The sequence below is a fragment of the Paenibacillus taichungensis genome (assembly GCF_013359905.1).
Classification (GTDB): domain Bacteria; phylum Bacillota; class Bacilli; order Paenibacillales; family Paenibacillaceae; genus Paenibacillus; species Paenibacillus taichungensis.
This window is the reverse complement of sequence record NZ_JABMCC010000104.1, coordinates 269753-288580: the sequence shown is the minus strand read 5'-3', so window position 1 is coordinate 288580 and position 18828 is coordinate 269753. Positions and strand designations below refer to the sequence as shown.

Here is an 18828-nt window from a genome sequence, read left to right as displayed (position 1 = left end):
ATAAAATTTTTCGAGGAAACGGGAAAAGCACCTCCCCGGAAAGCTGTTTAAAACAGCAGCCAGGGACGTGCAATATTGGAGTTAGATTGTGTACTCGTGCCCCAGAACCAGGAACACACTCGATGTCCATGTGAATGCCCTGTCACGTAGGCCTTCACCAGTCAGCGCATCGAAGTTCTCCGCCATACCACTCCGGCTAAGCATATTGCAGAAGCGGCGGGATACTTCCCGAGCCAGCTCCAGGTCACCGGCAGCAGCTACGCCCTCCACGAGCAGCATGGTTGATGGAGCCCAGATCGGTCCACGCCAGTACCCGTCTGGTATATAGTAGGGGCTGCTTATGCTCTCGGTCGCCCAACCATTTTCCGTTAGGAAGCGATTCTCCTCCCGTAACCCTCCCAGAAGAAGATCTCTGATGGGTTCAGGAAGGCGTTTGCCCAGTAGAATCGGAATGAATAACAGCAGACTGTCTCCAGCTGAAGGTTCATGTGTACCTGAACGTAAGGAGATAAATCTATCCTCTTTCCAGAAGTGGCTGATCATCTTCTCCAGCGTATCGTCCGCCAGTTTTCTCCATTCAGAAGATTCCATGGTAAGCCCAAGCAACCCAGCAATTTCAGCCAGAAGCTCTGTCTGGATAATCAGAAAGGCAGCCAAATCTGGACTTTCTACAGGAATTCCATGATTAAATGCGGTGCTGTTATCCCAACCGGAATCATTACCGTGGTTATATTGGGGAATCCCATCACCATCATCATCACGATACCGGTACCACCATTTCGTCCACTTGGACAATGGGCCGTACACTTCACGAAGCTGCGCCTCGCGGATATAATCCGTACGTTGCATCATCCAAGCCAGTGTCCATCCATGAATAGGAGGTTTGTTGCAGTTCCACAGCTCATATTTATCGTTCACAAAGTCAGGAATTAATCCACTCTCATCTTGCCGATCAAAAAAGATCATGAACTGGTCCCACGCAAGCTTTGGATCATGGCGAACAAGCGCCATCGCATTGAAACAGTGGTCCCAGCTCCATATATTTGTCATCCAGTTCTTTGACATATACATAGCTGGACGCGTCAGACAACCCTCCGCCGGAACGAGGCAGGACCAAGTAATGTAAGCCGCAAGCTCCCGCGCATCCTGCCAGCGATCAGGGATCGCAAGACTGCTGTCCAGCCAGTGGCTGAATTCAGTCCGAACCGCTTCTACGTCATCATCAAAGGGATCCCATTGTGGGCGGGGCTCCCATACTGTGCGGTACTCCTCAACGGCAAACTCAGCTGTATTCGTGTCTGTATCCGGATTGAACTCTGCGATTACGCGTGAGCTCTTGATTTTATCCCAAGGCACTTCCAGCTTCATGTCGCCTGCAATTCCAGTCAGCATGAAGCGGCATTCATGGGTGAAGCTATTTACTTCCCAGCTGTTCTTATTCACCTCATATGCATAATCATAAGTTGACGGGATAAAGGTCAATCTGATCCCGCACCCTTTCGAACGGAATCGGACCGTGCGACTATCCGAAATACAGATTTCCGCAAAGATTGCGGGCTCTGGTGAATTCAGCCGGACAGTTTCTGGAGAAGCTTCTGCCGTGAATGGAATCGTCTGATTCTGCTGATCCAACAGTTCAATATGGAACGCCTCGCCAAATTTATCATCTCCACCCCGCACAGTTCGTAGGTAGAGGCCCTGCTGTCTATTCTTGCCTTCAGGCAGATGAGAGACGGCAAGGAACGACTCTCTGCGACTGAAGGGTACAAAGTTCAGATCGAATTTCATAATTCTCCTCCTTCAACAAGGAATAATACGCTTTCATTGTAAACCGCTGCTCAAGGAACAGGAACGTCCAGGTGTCTTCGCTAAAGAGGGGAATTTGTTGGCAATGGATGATTCGGGTGGTTATAGGTGTCTTTTTGTTAGAAAGTTGGGGAGAAAGGTGTTAGATATAGAGGTTAAAAGAAATGGAAAGAGCCCATGAATCAGGTCATTTCAGACCTTTCATGGGCTCTTGTCTTTTTCATCATGAATTAAAAGTGAAAGATAATTTCATTGTGCATGTTGTATCATTTCACTGCATTTCGATTCGGTAACTGACTCAGATAACTGTTGGATAAGTGGAGAAGATCCAAAGCCCGTTCGTACTGTTCTTTCGTAATAAATTCGGAAGAGGTCGAGCCCTCTTCGGTTGGTATGGCAGATGCGGGCACGGCCGGTTCATCCTCTAGACTGTCCGGAATCGTCGCCTTCTCCTGATCAGGCTCTGCCGAAACGACATCCTGTCTCCCGGCATCCGCAAGAGAGTAATGAGTACCATCACCGTACCCCGTCTCAGGAACGAACAGTGAAGCATCGTTCAGTACGGAACCGGAGGGCAGATAATAGCGCTCTGGCAGCAGATTATTTCCCTCACGCAGCAAATCCTGCCCGAAATACAGTTGGTTCTGGAGAGAGGAACCGGTCAACCCGGCGATCGTTGGCAGAATATCCACCTGTCCTCCGATCTTTTCCAGCTGAGCTGCCGGCGTGATGCCAGGAGCCGTGACGATAAGTGGAATATTGATCATGTCCGCAGACGTGTACTCCCGACCGTAGATTTCCTGCATCAGCTTCTCATCAGTCCGATTCAGCGAGTATATAGGCAGACCAAGATGATCACCGTAAATGACCAGCAGGCTATTTTCCCATAGTCCACGTTCCTTAAGTCCCTCAATAAATTGTCCAACCGCCTGATCGGCATAATGCTGGGACACAAGATAATCCCCAGGCAACGTATTAACGTAGCGTTCCGGCAACGTCAGACTTTTCTTATCTTCTGGCAAATGGTAAGGATGGTGTGCAGACATGGATATGATTTGTGCATAGAAAGGTGACCCTGATGCCTGCATGGCCTCGAGTTTATCCAGTGTCTTGCTGTACAGCACTTCATCCGATGCCGAGAAGGCGATGGAATTCTCTGTTCCGAAATAATTTATGTCATAATACTGGTCGAATCCAAGCGCCTTGTATAACTGATCCCGATTCCAGAAGTGCACATCATTCGTATGGAATGTGGCTGTCTGATAACCGTTCGCGGACATTAGCCTGGGCAGACTTGGCAATTCCTTATTGGCATAGACGGTAGTTGCAGCCCCGTTGGGCGGCGTGTAAAACGATGTATTTACCACAAACTCGGCATCCGACGTATTTCCCTGTCCGACTTGCTGATAAAAGTTCGGGAAATACAGGCTTTGTCCCGCCAACTTATTCAGATTGGGGGTAACTTCTTGTCCGTCCACCTGCAATCCGATCAGGAAGTTCTGGAATGATTCGAGCTGGAGGACAATGACGTTGCGTCCTTTGGCTGCACCCTCCTTCACAACAGCGGGCAGTGCTGTCGTTTGTTTAATCTCGTCGATATGATTCTGATCGATTTGATCGAGGGGCACGGGTTTGTCAGGCCGATCAGCCAGGATGGTGTACGCTTCGTAACCAAGAATACCCATCTGCTCCGCCTGTGTAATCTCGCTCATACTCGCCCGATTGGGGTATATGTTGAGCATGCACAGCATCATCGATAGAATCAGAATGACTGAGGCAATCCGTCTTCTGACCCTTCGTTCAAGCGGCACTCTGCCTGGACGTTCAGTCCCGCCGAGCTTGATCCGCCGACGAATCAGAATCCCCGCGATAACCAGAATATCTGCAAAAATAAACAAATAATACGGATCGAGCAAAGAGAACATGCTGCTCTTGACCGAGGTTACCTGATTAACCTGTGCGAGTGCGTGATAATTAACAATGACCCCATAATATTTGTAATACATGATCGCTGCGAAGAAGATGCCCGATAGCACCAGATTTAGCCCTAGATAGAGCCACATCCGACGCTTGGCTGCAAACCACTCAATCAGACAGAAGCAGATCCAGATCAGCGGCAACTCTGTCAGCAGCGGTTTCCAGACGGGGATGTCATCGAAGATCACAATCCAGGCCAGAGAGCTTTTGATCATCATAATAACGGTGAACACTATAAACGGTCCGCTTAGAAACCGGGTGAGTGAATTGCGTGACAAGTTACCGCCTTCCTTCCTTTCCGAAGTTTCATTTAACAAGTATTATGCTATCTCATGGTATGTCGTGTCAAAAGCACCGAACTTCTTGGTTGCTCATTTCTTTCAATTATTGGAAAAAGGAGAGAGGCGCTTGGGGTCATTCATGACCTCACATATACAAAAAGCCCCTTCCATTGAGGAAGAGGCGGAAGAGGTTGCATTTTAAGTACAAATAATCAAATGATGCTTACCCAAAATGTAATCACCGTATATCTGTAGACTTGCATACAGGTTCTGGAGCATAACATCCGGTTTGCTCCCGTTCGTTTACTCTATAGTGAAGGTCGTGACGAATGAAGGTCTTGGAAACATGGTGGGCTTCTGTGCGGTTAGCCCTTCACTCGTACTGCGGTTGAGGTGAGCATGGTTATAGGCTTGAGACTGCTGCCAGTTTTTGAAATGATCTTCGGACTGCCAAAGTGTAAGTACGACATACGTATCGTCCTTTAAAGGACGAAGCACACGAATGCCGACAAAGCCGGGTTCGTCTTCCACTTTACGCGCACGGTTCTTGAAACGTCCCTCAAAGTCATTCCGTCCATCTTCGGTTACGGGTATATTGTTGAGAACGGCATAACCGCCGCCTGTCCAGGAGCCTGCGGCATCGAAGGCTTCATACGCCGCTACGTTGTCATCGGACTCAATGTTCATCAGACGTTCTGTCGATTCAATAGCTAAACGAACTTGTTCCTCACTGCGCAACGTCAGATGCGGATATGCAGCAAGTGCATCCGGAATCGGTGAAGGAACCAAATAGATATACATAGAAGATGCCTCCTCATTTAAGTACATTCCACTTCAACATAGCATATGGGAAGGGACGAGTCCAATCCGCTGATTGGCTGGTTTGAGCACTGCTTTTCGTGATAAAGTATAGTCACTACAAACAGAACGGGTGATCGCATGACAACCGCAATTCGAATATCAGTCAGGCCTTTGGTGGAATATGTGTACCGCAGTGGCAGCATACGTCCAGGGTTCCGCACCAATGCATCGATGCAGGAGGGAACTCGGATACACCAGCGGGTGCAGAAGGATTACACAGAAGAGGATTTGAAAGAAGTGGTTCTCGAAGTGGAACTGCAGCATGGAGACTTGACCTACGTGGTGGAGGGACGATGTGACGGACTGATTCGTCTGGATGGTCAGCTGACGGTGGATGAGATCAAATCAACTGCGGGCAACCTGGACGATCTGGGCGATGGGGCCCCAGTACACTGGGCGCAAGCCATGATGTATGCCTATATGTACGCCGTTCAGCATGATGAACCCCGTATGCAGGTACAGCTTACATACGTGCACACCGTGAATAATGAGGAAAGACGGTTTCGGCGGATGCTGGAACGGCAGGAGCTGGAACAGTTTGCAGCAGAGTTGGTCGCTGGTTACGCACCATATGCAGAGATGATTGTGGCGTACGAAGAGAAGCGCGATATAAGCGTGCGAGAGCTGCCTTTTCCTTTTCGCAAATACAGGGAGGGACAGCGCAAGCTGGCAGGAGCCGTATACAAGACAATTCGCGAGGGACAGGGTCTGATGGCGAAAGCGCCAACAGGTATTGGCAAAACGATGTCCGTACTGTTTCCCACGGTCAAGGCCATTGGTGAAGGAGAAGCCAAACGATTGTTCTATCTGACCGCAAGAACGACGACGCGAGTGGCGGCAGAAGAGGCTTTTGCCCGGATGCAGGCGGAAGGATTGAAGATGCATGTGATCAGTCTGACCGCGAAGGACAAGATCTGTTTCAAGGAAGAGGAAGCCTGTGATACGGGACAGTGTGGCATGTGTGAAGGATATTATGACCGTATTAACGGAGCTGTGCTGGATATGCTGGAACATGAGACGTTAATGACACGCCCGGTTATTGAACAGTACGCACGTAAGCATCGGGTATGTCCGTTTGAATTTTCACTGGATGCTGCGTATGCAGCCGATGCGGTGATCTGCGACTATAACTATATTTTCGATCCGCGTATCTCGCTCAAACGCATGTTGGAGGAGCAGAAGCGCAAGACGGTATTATTGGTCGATGAGGCACATAATCTGGTCGATCGGGGACGGATGATGTTTTCGGCAGAGTTGGAAAAGGCCGTCTTTTTGGATGTCAAAAGGGAATTCCAAACGCTGGGCAGCAGTGTGACCGCCGCCAAAGCTATTGCGGATCGAACGGGCGACATAGACAAATACCTGATTACGCTCCGCAAAAACGGTGGAGATGAGGGCAAATTGCTGCAACAGGAGGCGCCGGAGGAACTGATTGAACTGCTGGAACCTTTTGTCATGGTTGCGGAGCAATGCCTTGTTGAAGGCGGTTCGGGAAATGCCGAGACGGATGAATTGCTGCTGGCAGCCTATTTCACCGCACAGAATTTCCTGCGTATTGCCAAGCTCTACGATGAACGCTTCATTACCTATGCGGAATGTGTACGAAGTGAAGTGCGAGTGAAGCTGTTCTGCCTGGATCCATCTGTGCTGCTGCGCCAGACTGCCAAAGGGTTCCGTTCTACCATTCATTTCTCTGCGACATTGTCACCTCTTGGATATTACCGGGATATGCTAGGTGCGGAGGAAGAGGATTATACCCTGCGTATTGCTTCGCCTTTCCAGCGGGAGCAGCTGGATGTGAGATTGCTGCCATTATCGATTCGCTACCGGGATCGTGAAAGATCCAGACAGCCTATTGCCAATATGCTGCGCCAATTGGTTGCCGAGTGGCCGCATAGCAACCTGCTCGTCTTTTTCCCATCCTATCCTTATATGCGCGAAGTACATGGCACGTATATGGAACAGCCTGGCGAGGCAGAAGTCGTGATGCAGGAGCAGGGCATGAGTGAAGAGGAACGGGAGGCGTTCCTGAACGCGTTCCAGCCACATCCTGAACGAACACGGTTGGTATTTGCCGTTATGGGCGGTGTATTTTCCGAAGGTGTGGATCTGCCGGGTGATCGTCTGAATGGAGTTGTGGTGGTCGGGGCCGGACTTCCCCAGATTGGTCTGGAGAACAACGTACTCCGCGATTATTATAGTCGGACAGGGCGCAACGGATTCAATTATGCCTATGTTTTCCCCGGTATGAACAAGGTATTGCAGGCAGGTGGAAGGCTGATACGTACGGAAGAGGACAAGGGCGTACTGGTGCTGGTTGACGATCGTTTCACCGAGGAACCGTATCGATCATTGCTACCCGAGGAATGGCAAGACTACACACGGATTTCACCCAAATAACGATTTATAGCTAAAAGATCGATCGTAGACTTTTCAGCTTTCTTTTCTGTGCATGATTGAAGGATAGGCCGAAAAGGGTATTACTTGGATAGCATACGAACGAACAAGGACGATACAGATGCGTGCCGTGGTCCGCTTCGAAAGCAATCAAGGAGGTCGGTTGGGAATGAAGAGAAATCATACGATGATGCAGTTTTTTGAATGGCACCTGGCCGCAGACGGAAACCACTGGAAACGATTGGCCGAAATGGCGCCAGAACTGAAAGCCAAAGGCATTGACTCCGTGTGGGTGCCTCCGGTGACCAAAGCCGTATCTCCTGAGGATACCGGTTACGGCGTATATGACCTGTACGATCTGGGCGAATTTGACCAGAAAGGCAGCGTGCGCACCAAATACGGTACCAAGCAGGAACTGGTGGATGCGATTGCCGAGTGCCAGAAGAATGGTGTTGCCGTCTATGTGGATTTGGTGATGAACCATAAGGCGGGTGCGGATGAGACGGAAGTCTTCAAGGTAATTGAGGTCGATCCCAATGATAGATTGAAGGAAATCTCCAAACCGTTCGAGATTGAGGGTTGGACCAAATTCACATTTCCGGGTCGCGGGGATCAATACTCCTCTTTCAAATGGAACGCCGAACACTTCAACGGTACAGACTTTGATGCCAAGGAAGAACGGAGCGGTGTGTTCCGCATTGCAGGGGAGAACAAGAACTGGAATCAAAATGTCGACGATGAGTTCGGCAACTATGATTACCTGATGTTCGCCAATATCGATTACAATCACCCGGATGTCCGGCAGGAAATGCTCCAATGGGGAAAATGGCTCATCGATACGCTGCAATGCAGCGGTTTTCGACTGGATGCGATCAAGCATATCAACCACGAATTCATCAAGGAATTCGCTGCTGAGATGATCCGCAAACGGGGGCAGGATTTCTACATTGTGGGCGAGTTCTGGAACTCCAATCTCGATGCATGCCGTGAATTTCTGGATACGGTGGACTATCAGATTGATCTGTTCGATGTGTCCCTGCATTACAAACTTCATGAAGCCTCTCTGACTGGGCGGGATTTCGATCTTTCCAAGATTTTTGATGATACCCTGGTGCAGACACATCCAACGCATGCTGTAACGTTTGTCGATAACCATGATTCCCAACCGCATGAAGCGCTGGAATCCTGGGTAGGTGATTGGTTCAAGCCGAGCGCCTATGCGCTGACGCTGCTGCGTCGCGACGGTTACCCGGTTGTCTTTTACGGTGATTATTACGGCATCGGAGGTCCCGAACCTGTCGAGGGTAAGAAGGACATTCTGGACATTCTGATGTCAGCCCGTTACGACAAAGCTTATGGAGAGCAAGAGGATTACTTCGATCACGCGAACACGATTGGGTGGGTACGCCGCGGGGTGGACGAAATCGAAGGCTCCGGTTGTGCAGTAGTTATCTCGAATGGTGATGATGGTGAGAAACGAATGTTTGTTGGCGAACACCGTGCTGGCGAAGTCTGGACCGATCTGACGCACAGCTGCGAGGATAGCATTACTATTGAGAAAGACGGCTGGGCCACCTTCCATGTATGTGGTGGGGGCGTCTCCGTGTGGGCTCTCCCGGATCAGGGTGAGGATCGTGCAGACGCTGAGTAATAGAATGAAATATCGACAGTTAACTGCAGAAACGTACAGATAAATATGAAAAACAGTATACAGATCGTTAAACCACCTGAACAGGCTCATATGTTCAGGTGGTTTGCATTTTCTCAAGTACGACTAAAGCTCCATCCTAACGAACTCAGCGCACCTTATTTCCACTAAATTAGCGTTACGGGAATTCTAACGAATCTCAGTAACTTTATTATTCTTGAAAACGATTAAAATAGTCCCAATTGGAGCAACACCATTAGACTAGAGTGTCTGAGATTCGTTAGAATATGGAAACCTCGAATTTAACTCGGATAAGGCTTCTCATGTTCGTTAGAGGCTAAAGGCAGAGATTGACAACAATATAAGCCATAGTTATACAGATATGTATATAAAAAATCTCCTATGGGCGAATGATCAGCGAACAGAAGATTATTTTTATGCAGGCTGAGCCGTCTCCGAGGGCAAAAGAATATATATATAAAGTCATGGTAGAAAGAAGAATAAAAAAAGGCAGCACCCACCAGTTCCAAGTTAGGAAGTTGAGCAGGTACTGCCTGTTCAGGTAACTAAACATTAATCATGTACTTTCAAAATACTGATTCATCGTATCCCACATTCGATTGAACTCACTTCGTTCCAGTGAAAATGCTCCAGGCTTTTCAGGTTTATGATGAGAAGTAGGCTCAAAGTTTAAGTATTCAGTGTGTGTAGTACATTCATAGTTTTTGCTGTTGACAAGAAATTCAAATCTATCTTTAAAGGGTCTGTCCAATAATTTAACAACCATGATGTCTCCACTACTTGTGCTTCTTGCAGAAGAATATATCAAAAAGTAACCTTGTTCAAATCGATACTCCATAGCACTTACCTCCATTAGAATACAGAACAATTACGGTACCTATCCAATACTCTCTATTTACGCATTATCCAGTTCAAACGACTCCAGCGTGCCCACCATTCTTAGATCATGTTCTTGGTTGAAATGTGTCCGTTTGTCCGCATCAGCGTAGTCATCATGATAATGCATGAGCACGGTCTTCTGTCTCACTTCGGCAGGCAGTTGTTGCAGATCCTTCAGTGAGGTGTGTGATTTGATCACCAGATCATGCATATGACATTCATGGAAAATCAGCTGTACGTCCGCGGCATTCCGTTCCACCCGTTCCTGATCCAGTGTGCTGTCCGCACTATAGTAGAAGTAGGGCTTTGCAAGAAGGCCATTGCTGACCATACCCGGCACGTGTGGTGTTCGAAAAGTCTCAAATGTTACGCCCCCCAGCTCAAATGTGCCTCCATCCGGTAAAGGTACAATATCATAATAGTCGCTCATCGTACGCTCCCCATCGGTTGTATAACGCATGCCTGGGGATAAAATATTCCATAACGGATCAACCAGTTCTTCGTGGATAAACAGACGTGGCTTGCGGTCGCCCACAATCTGTGAATAATATCCGAGCATCTGTACTCCGTTAATATGATCTTCATGCAGATGGGTGATAAACACATTATGAATATCTGTCATGGGATAGCCGTATTCCTTTAATGCTTTTGCGTTGGATTCCGGAAAATCAATCACCAGATGTGTATCGCCGAATTCGGCCAGCATACTGTTGTGGTGTTGCTCCACGCTGAACATGTCTCCTGTACCGAGAAATGTTATTTTCATCCATTTCATCTCCTTCTATCATCTTCAGATCAGCATCAATTAGATTAAAACCAGTATACCTTGTTCCAGTAAATATGCCTAAATCAACCTTTTGTGATAACGCTATCATTTTATATTGAACTTTGCGGGCAAACAGTGTAGCGTAAAGATTGGGAAGTAAACCCATATGAACGTAAACTCACCTAAAGGGAGCGTGCGAGGCGAATGAAGTCTTTTCTGGATGAACAATTTTTGCTGCACAATGAAACGGCGATCAAGTTATATGAGGACTATGCGAAGGACATGCCGATTATTGACTATCACTGCCACCTGAGTCCACAGGAAATCTACGAGAATAAAACCTTTGGCAATATTACAGAGGCTTGGTTATACGGTGATCACTACAAGTGGCGGCTGATGCGCGCAAACGGAATTGAGGAGCAATACATTACGGGTGGAGAGGGCGTAACCGATTACGATCGTTTTCTGGCGTATGCCAAAACCGTACCGATGATGATTGGTAACCCGCTGTACGCGTGGTCCCATCTGGAATTACAGCGTTATTTCGGTGTCTATGAAGTGTTGAATGAGACGAGCGCCCCGGCCATCTGGGAAAAAGTAAATGCCAAGCTGAACAGTGACGGATTCGGTGCACGTGATCTTATTACCAAATCCAATGTTACCGTGGTATGCACGACGGATGATCCATGTGATTCCTTGGAATATCACCTGAAGATTCAGGAGATTGAAGGATTCGATGCCGCAGTATTGCCTTCATTCCGTCCAGATAAAGGATTGGAATTGAACCGTGACACCTTCTCGGAATGGGTAGGCAAGTTGTCGCAGGCAGCCGGTACGGAGATTTCCGATTATGACTCATTCCTCTCCGCTCTGGAATCACGGGTAGAGTTTTTCCACTCCGTAGGAGGCCGGGTGTCTGACCATGCACTTGATTATGTACCTTTTGGTGCGGCTACACGGGAGGAAGCAGCGGCTATATTTGCCAAAGCTCTCTCTGGGCAGAAGGTCAGTCGTGAGGAAGAGGACAAGTACAAGACGGTAACGTTGACTTTTCTCGGCAAACTGTACGCAGATCGGGGCTGGGTGATGCAATTCCATATTAATGCGGCCCGCAACAATAATAGTCGGATGTTCGCACAGCTTGGCCCGGATACAGGATATGATGCGGTGAATGATACGCCACTTTCTTCAGCAGTCATCGGCCTGCTAGATGCACTTGATCAGGAGAAGGCGTTACCGAAAACAATCCTGTATTCCCTAAACCCTCGGGATAATGAAGTGCTTGCAGCGATTATCGGCAGTTTCCAGGGCGGCGGCATTCCAGGCAAAATTCAGCTTGGCGCAGCCTGGTGGTTCAATGATACGAAGGACGGTATGCTTGCTCAAATGAAGGCGCTGGCGAATGTCGGTCTAATCAGCCGTTTTGTCGGCATGCTGACCGATTCCCGCAGTTTCCTCTCGTACACAAGACATGAGTATTTCCGCCGTCTGGTCTGCAACCTCATCGGTGAATGGGCCGAACAGGGCGAGGTACCGCATGATATGGAGCTGCTTGGACAGATCGTACAGGGCATTGCCTACAACAATGCGAAGGAGTATTTCCCTTTTGCTTCCGCACTCAAAACGGTATCTGCTTCACAGTCCTGATCCTTCTATATATGGTTCAAAACCGTGGCTTTAAAGTCACGGTTTTTTGTTGTGCATTTGCTGTTTGACATTCAACTTTTGCAGGAATATACTTAGTACACCTAATTAATTGATTAGCTATTTAATTGGAATACTATTTAATAGATGTCCTATGATGTTGGACCTCTATGGAATGATAATGAAATTAAAGGGGGGACAATAATGACTGGCATAGATCCGGTTGCCCAGAAGCTTTTGTATTCCATTATGCAGTTTAATAAAGGCAAATGGAGGCAACATAAACCACACGGGCGTAATCACAATGAAATTATGGTTCTGGGTTGTTTGCTCCACGGCATGCATCCGGGGGAACGATTGAATTGGCAGGATAATCCTCCTAATTTCAATGACACGCTACAATCGAATCATCCAGGACTGAAAGTATCAGAAATTAGTGCTTTGTTGCGTGTGAAATCGCCTACGATTACTCCTGTCATACGGGGGCTTGAAGACGAAGGCCTGGTCGAACGAACGATGGACCCAGAGGATCGTCGCGCAGTCCGTATTACCATTACTGAAGCAGGTCGTGAAATTATTCGGGCGGCTCATCAGGAGCGTATGGAGATATTCAATAAGCTTGTTGAGCATCTGGGTGAGGAAGACAGTCTTCAATTAGCGGAGTTGTTGACCAAGGTGTACACCTTTTTTGATACAAAGGTTTCCCAACAGATGGATGCGTCCACACAAGGAGATGATAAGCCATGATGAAATTGTTTCGCATGCTTAAGCCTTACCGAGTTCCCATTTTCTTCATATTGGGTCTGGTGCTGTTACAGTCGCTAGCTGAACTGTATTTGCCAACCCTGATGGCGGACATCGTTAATGGCGGCATAGTAAAAGGAGATGTTCCGTACATCTGGCAGATTGGTGGCTGGATGCTGTTAATTGCTGTAGCAGGCACGGCCTGTTCTGTAACAGCCAGTTATCTTTCCTCCCGTACAGCGGGTGGATTTGCCAAACAGCTGCGCAGCAGAGTGTTCCGCCATGTGGAGAACTTTTCGCTGCAGGAATTTGATAAATTGGGTACAGCCTCGCTGATTACCCGTACCACAAATGATATTACGCAGGTTCAGAACGTATTAACGATGATGCTGCGCATGATGGTTATGGCACCGATGATGTGTATCGGTGGTATCTTCATGGCGGTATCCCAGGATGCCAAATTATCGACCATTTTCCTGGTGGTCTTGCCTGTACTGGCTGGGGCTATCGCCCTGATTGGTGCCAAAGGTCTGCCTTTGTTCAAACAAATTCAGAAAAAACTCGACCGACTCAACTTGGTCCTGCGTGAACAACTAACAGGAATTCGTGTGGTGCGTTCCTTTAATCGTGGGGAACATGAGCGTGTTCGCTTCAATGGAGCCAATACAGATCTGCGAGATGTTTCCATTAAAGTGAATGTGCTCATGGCAACACTAATGCCCGTCATGATGCTGGTTATGAACTTTTCAATGATTGCCATCTTGTATTTCGGTGGACAGCGTATTGACAGTGGAAATATGAATATTGGTTCATTAATTGCCTTTATTCAGTATGCGATGCAGATCATGTTCTCTCTCATTATGGTCTCCATTATCTTTGTCATGATTCCAAGAGCTTCGGCTTCGGCAGAACGGATCAACGAGGTATTGGATATGCATCCAGATCTTAGCAATCCAGAGCAGCCTCGTCATATGAAATCTCTGCAAGGTACGATTGAGTTCGATAACGTGACATTCCGTTATCCGGGTGCAGAAAATGCTGCGCTGTCAGGTATTTCATTTACGGCACGCCCGGGTGAAACCACAGCCATTATTGGGGGTACGGGCTCAGGTAAATCCACATTGCTCAGTCTCATTCCACGTTTCTATGATGTAACGGAGGGTTGTGTACGGGTAAATGGAATAGATGTACGTGAGCTGCGGCAGGAAGATTTGCGTGCCAAAATCGGATTTGTACCGCAAAAAGCGGTTCTTTTCACCGGAACGATTACGGAGAATATCCGGCACGGGAAGGAAGACGCGACCATGGAGGAAATTGTTCGAGCCGCTCAAACGGCTCAGGCAGAGAACTTCATTACGGAGATGAAAGACGGTTACGACAGCGTCATTGCGCAGGGAGGTAACAACGTATCCGGTGGACAGAAGCAGCGTTTGTCCATTGCACGCGCACTGGTTCGCCGTCCGGAAGTATATATTTTTGACGACAGCTTCTCGGCACTTGACTTCAAAACCGATGCCAAACTTCGTGCTGCCCTGAAGTCCGAAACGACTGAAGCAGCAGTGCTTATTGTGGCTCAGCGCGTAAGTACGGTTATGGATGCAGATCGCATTCTGGTTATGGATGAGGGACGGATTGTCGGTTCGGGAACACATAAAGAGCTGCTGGAGCACAATGAAGTATATCGCGAGATTGTATCCTCCCAGCTGACAGAGGAGGAGATCGCATGAGTGAACGTACAGAACGCAAGTCATCTCGTCCCCCTGGCGGGCCGGGTCATCCCGGAGGCGGAATGGGCATGCGGCCTCCCGTGGAGAAAGCGAAAGACTTTAAAGGTACACTGCGGCGCTTGATGCGTTATCTTCAACCCCACAGCTATCGTTTGCTGGGTGTGCTGGTTGCTGCAATTCTAAGTACCGTGTTCAGCATAATCAGTCCTAAGGTTATGGCAGAAGGGACGGATATTCTCAGTAAAGGTGCTATTGCCATCCTTCAGGGTGTACAGGGGGCCGGGATTGATTTTCCTGCCTTGATGAAGGTTTTGTATCTGCTTGGGGGACTCTATCTGTTCAGTGCAGCTTTCATGTACATTCAGCAATACCTGATGGCTGGTGTAGCTCAGCGAGTTGTGTACGACATGCGTGAGCAGATCAGTGCAAAGGTTGGACGTCTGCCGCTGAAATATTTTGACTCCCGTACCCACGGAGAGACATTAAGCCGGGCGACAAACGATGTGGACAACATCAGTAATACACTCCAGCAAAGTTTGGCGCAATTCATTACGTCTGTAGTTACCATTGTCGGAGTTATCATCATGATGTTGACCATAAGTCCATGGATGACCCTCATTACCATTTTGACACTGCCATTAAGCGTGGTAGTAGTTATGCTGGTGGCATCCCGTTCGCAAAAACACTTTGCAGGCCAGCAGAAATCACTTGGTGAGTTGAACGGTCATGTCGAGGAAATGTACACCGGACACAAAGTGGTTAAAGCCTTTGGACGGGAAGAACATTCGGTAGAACAGTTCGAAAAAGTGAACGAAGAGCTGTATGAATCCGGTTGGAAAGCCCAGTTTATCTCAGGGATTATCATGCCACTGATGACGTTTGTAGGTAACCTTGGTTATGTGCTGATCTGTGTGGTCGGCGGGATCTTTGTTACACGTGGTGCCATCTCCATCGGGGATATCCTTGCATTCACACAGTACTCCCGTCAGTTCACTCAGCCGATTAACCAGATTGCCAACATCTCGAATATCATTCAGTCCACTATCGCTTCAGCGGAGCGGGTATTTGAATTGCTGGATGAAGAGGAAGAGGTTCCAGAGTCTTCGAAACCAGTACAATTGCAGCATCCACAGGGTGCCGTTGCATTCCATGGTGTGAATTTTGGATATAAAGCGGATGAGTTACTCATTCAAAATATGAATATTGATGTAAAACCGGGACAGACGGTAGCCATTGTCGGGCCGACTGGAGCGGGGAAAACAACATTGATCAACCTCCTGATGCGTTTCTATGAAATTCAGGACGGCCAAATTACGATTGACGGCGTTAATATTGTGGACATGGAACGCGGCAAGCTGCGCAGCCTGTTTGGGATGGTACTTCAGGACACATGGCTGTTCAACGGAACGATCCGTGACAACATCGCGTATGGCCGAGAGGGCGCAACGCAAGAGGAAGTAATCAAGGCAGCGGATGCAGCCCATGCCGATCACTTCATTCGTACCTTGCCTGATGGATATGATACGGTGCTGAATGAAGAAGCCTCGAACATTTCCCAGGGCCAGAAGCAATTGCTGACGATTGCGAGAGCAATTCTGGCGAATCCGGCCATTCTGATTCTCGATGAAGCGACGAGCAGTGTCGATACACGGACCGAAGTGTTCATCCAGAAAGCGATGAATGATCTAATGAAGGATCGCACCAGCTTTGTCATTGCCCACAGATTGTCCACCATTCGCGGAGCAGACCTGATTCTTGTTATGGATCATGGTAATGTGATTGAGCAGGGTAATCATGAGGAATTGATGGAGAAACAAGGCTTCTATGCTGATCTGTACAACAGTCAGTTTACGGAGCAACAGCCACAGGCGATCTGATCCAGATGGCGTTAACATAATAGCCGGGTGCACCCATTGGGTACACCCGGCTATTTGTTTGCTACCGCGGCTAGTCTCACGGTATCGTTTTTCTTTCCTTAACCCTCTTTCGAATCTTCTGGAGCTTTGCCTTCGTTTACGCCGGATGATGTCTTTACTTCCAGCTTCGGATCTTCGCCTGCTTCCTCAAGCGCAGAAGGTGCCGGTTCGCCCGGTATTAATTCACGCTGCTCAATCATGCGTTTTACGACCTCATAACAGTCCTCAACATGTTTGTTGCCAACATATCGCATGGCCGTGAAGCTGAGCGCGGCTGCCAATCCCTGACCTGCAAAAGGGACAAATTTGGCGACCGATTTGGTAGCTACGCGTACTCCGACCCTTTTCAGAACCTGTACGACCAGTTCTTTGGTTACCATACGTCCGATGACTTTACTTCCGATGGACATGACGAATCCGTAGATCATGGATTTGGTCTCAGGGTCCATACCGTCGAGCTGCTTTTGCGATAATCCGAATTTATTGTTAATGGCAGGCAGTAGCTGCATGAGCATTCCCACATCAGCCAGGACGTCTGTGCCTGGAAGAGGAACGAGTGTTGTACCGGCGGAAGCGGTAGCTCTCTTTTTGACCATGGTGCGGCATTCCTTGCGAACTTGCTCCAATTGTTCCAACGTTGCCGGAATCATAGGGAATCCCTCCATTCGTATATGGTATAGATATAACCGTTTTGACTCGTTTTGAATGGTGTTTTCTTCAGTAGAAATTGGTGACCTTGGCATATGAGTGTAAAGTAACCTTTTTCCTCAACCGTACGTCTAGTAAAAAAAGGAAATCAGTGAATTGCTATGACGGGTATCTGAGTATTACGGATGAGGGGGGATTTCGATGCATGCACGGTTAGGAGTATTACTGTTATTATGCTGTATAAGTGGGCTGATCATTACGAGCTGTTCAGCAAAGGGGGACCCAAACAAGATGCAGTCTAATTCGAATCAGGAGTTATCCGAGTCAGAACGAAAAGCTGCTCTGAAAGAGATCGAACCCGAAAGAATCCAAGCCATGAACACCATGGGGCTGCATATTCTTCAACAGATGGGTACAAAAGAAAAAGCTGACGGGAATAATCTGCTGATCTCTCCTTACAGTATTACGGCGGCAATTGGCATGGCATATAACGGCAGTGTAGGTGAGACTAGGCAAGAGATGGCAAAGGTCATGGGCTGGTCGGGGCTAGAAATGGAGCAAGTAAATGCTTTTCAAGCGGCTTTGCAGCAGTTGTTGACCCATCCGGGAAAAGGAATACAGATCGGTATTGCGAACTCCATGTGGGTGAAGGACGGAATCCCGGTAGAGGAAACGTACCAAACAACCTTACAGCAAACGTATGAAGCCGAAATCAGGACACTCAATGGACAACCAGCGCAAGCAAAGGAAGAGATTAATCAATGGGTGAAGCAGCACACCAACAGCATGATTCCAAATTTGATGCAGGAGCCGCCCGAAAAGGAAGCTCTGATGATTCTGGTGAATGCCATTGTATTTGATGGTAATTGGATGGATGAGTTTGACCCGGAGTACACGACGGACGAAGAGTTCAGGCTGGCCAATGGAAAGGACCTGTCTGTGCGGATGATGCATCAGACAAAGCAGGTCCAATACTCTGAGAATGAGGATTGGCAGGCGGTTAGACTGCCTTACGGAGATGGTCAGATGCATCTGCTTGTCGTTTTGCCGCGAGAGGGGCGTACGCTGGATGAGGTTCAGCAGCAGTTGCTGGATGACCCAAAACGGCTTGATCGCGGCTCAGAATATAGCTTAGTTGAGCTGTCTTTGCCACGTTTTCGTGTAGAGTATGGAATGAACCTGAAAGAAACGTTGCAGCAGATGGGGATGGAAATGGCCTTTGATCCGTATGCCGCCAATTTCACGGAAATGATTTCTCCCGGGCCGAACTTGCAAGCATACATTGGTCAGGTACTGCATCGTGCCGTGATGGAAGTGAGCGAACAAGGAACTGTAGCTGCTGCTTCAACATTAGTGGGAATGGCGGCTGGAAGTGCTCCACCAACGGATCAGGTGAGGATAGAGGCCAATCGTCCATTTATGGTTGCTGTAGTGGATAAATCCACTGGAGCATGGTTATTTGCCGGGAACGTAAACCAACCGGAAGAAATCCCCTCCCGGTAGCACGTAGTCT

The 18828-nt window shown here is 48.2% G+C and carries 14 protein-coding genes; 8 read left to right on the top strand and 6 right to left on the bottom strand.

Annotated elements, in window-relative coordinates; all coding sequences use genetic code 11:
- Positions 1–81: 81 nt before the first annotated feature.
- Positions 82–1788, bottom strand: coding sequence for an amylo-alpha-1,6-glucosidase (locus tag HP548_RS09520; RefSeq protein ID WP_175381505.1), 1707 nt, complete (start codon positions 1786–1788; stop codon positions 82–84).
- Between the two features lie 284 nt (positions 1789–2072).
- Complete coding sequence (locus HP548_RS09515; protein WP_246317998.1) at positions 2073–4061, bottom strand: LTA synthase family protein; 1989 nt, start codon at positions 4059–4061, stop codon at positions 2073–2075.
- On the opposite strand from HP548_RS09515, the gene HP548_RS09510 reads away from it, so the two are divergent.
- Positions 4042–4266 carry a hypothetical protein gene (locus HP548_RS09510; protein ID WP_175381504.1) on the top strand — a complete coding sequence of 75 codons (225 nt, stop codon included), beginning with the start codon at positions 4042–4044 and terminating at the stop codon, positions 4264–4266. The two genes, HP548_RS09515 and HP548_RS09510, sit on opposite strands and share 20 nt — an antisense overlap.
- 101 nt (positions 4267–4367) lie before the next feature.
- On the opposite strand, the gene HP548_RS33710 is transcribed toward HP548_RS09510, so the two are convergent.
- Positions 4368–4865 carry an antibiotic biosynthesis monooxygenase family protein gene (locus HP548_RS33710; protein ID WP_175381503.1) on the bottom strand — a complete coding sequence of 166 codons (498 nt, stop codon included), beginning with the start codon at positions 4863–4865 and terminating at the stop codon, positions 4368–4370.
- A gap of 138 nt (positions 4866–5003) precedes the next feature.
- Between HP548_RS33710 and HP548_RS09500 the strand changes: the two genes are divergently transcribed.
- Positions 5004–7325 carry a helicase C-terminal domain-containing protein gene (locus HP548_RS09500; protein WP_099857297.1) on the top strand — a complete coding sequence of 774 codons (2322 nt, stop codon included), beginning with the start codon at positions 5004–5006 and terminating at the stop codon, positions 7323–7325.
- A 166-nt stretch (positions 7326–7491) separates the two neighbouring features.
- The gene (locus HP548_RS09495; protein WP_175381502.1) at positions 7492–8973 is read left to right on the top strand and encodes an alpha-amylase; all 1482 of its coding nucleotides are present in this window, start codon (positions 7492–7494) and stop codon (positions 8971–8973) included.
- A 574-nt stretch (positions 8974–9547) separates the two neighbouring features.
- Here the strand turns inward: HP548_RS09495 and HP548_RS09490 are convergent.
- A complete protein-coding gene (locus HP548_RS09490; protein WP_076287447.1) occupies positions 9548–9829 on the bottom strand; it encodes a hypothetical protein in 282 nt (93 codons plus the stop codon).
- A gap of 57 nt (positions 9830–9886) precedes the next feature.
- The gene (locus tag HP548_RS09485) at positions 9887–10636 is read right to left on the bottom strand and encodes an MBL fold metallo-hydrolase (RefSeq protein ID WP_175381501.1); all 750 of its coding nucleotides are present in this window, start codon (positions 10634–10636) and stop codon (positions 9887–9889) included.
- A gap of 204 nt (positions 10637–10840) precedes the next feature.
- Between HP548_RS09485 and uxaC the strand changes: the two genes are divergently transcribed.
- The 4 genes from uxaC to HP548_RS09465 all read left to right on the top strand — a co-directional run bounded on the left by uxaC (position 10841) and on the right by HP548_RS09465 (position 16628).
- On the top strand, positions 10841–12283 hold the full coding sequence (gene uxaC / locus HP548_RS09480; protein WP_175381500.1) for a glucuronate isomerase: 1443 nt from the start codon (positions 10841–10843) through the stop codon (positions 12281–12283).
- 201 nt (positions 12284–12484) lie between these two features.
- Positions 12485–13027, top strand: coding sequence for a MarR family winged helix-turn-helix transcriptional regulator (locus tag HP548_RS09475; protein ID WP_099857305.1), 543 nt, complete (start codon positions 12485–12487; stop codon positions 13025–13027).
- Positions 13024–14751 (top strand): ABC transporter ATP-binding protein, encoded by a 1728-nt coding sequence (locus tag HP548_RS09470; RefSeq protein ID WP_175381499.1) that lies wholly within the window; start codon positions 13024–13026, stop codon positions 14749–14751. The genes HP548_RS09475 and HP548_RS09470 overlap by 4 nt, the downstream gene beginning before the upstream one ends.
- The gene (locus HP548_RS09465; protein ID WP_175381498.1) at positions 14748–16628 is read left to right on the top strand and encodes an ABC transporter ATP-binding protein; all 1881 of its coding nucleotides are present in this window, start codon (positions 14748–14750) and stop codon (positions 16626–16628) included. Before HP548_RS09470 ends, HP548_RS09465 begins: the two co-directional genes overlap by 4 nt.
- A 98-nt stretch (positions 16629–16726) precedes the next feature.
- Here HP548_RS09465 and HP548_RS09460 read toward each other — a convergent pair whose 3' ends face one another.
- On the bottom strand, positions 16727–17317 hold the full coding sequence (locus HP548_RS09460; RefSeq protein WP_175381497.1) for a hypothetical protein: 591 nt from the start codon (positions 17315–17317) through the stop codon (positions 16727–16729).
- A gap of 289 nt (positions 17318–17606) precedes the next feature.
- On the opposite strand from HP548_RS09460, the gene HP548_RS09455 reads away from it, so the two are divergent.
- Positions 17607–18818 carry a serpin family protein gene (locus tag HP548_RS09455; protein WP_175381496.1) on the top strand — a complete coding sequence of 404 codons (1212 nt, stop codon included), beginning with the start codon at positions 17607–17609 and terminating at the stop codon, positions 18816–18818.
- Positions 18819–18828: the final 10 nt, after the last annotated feature.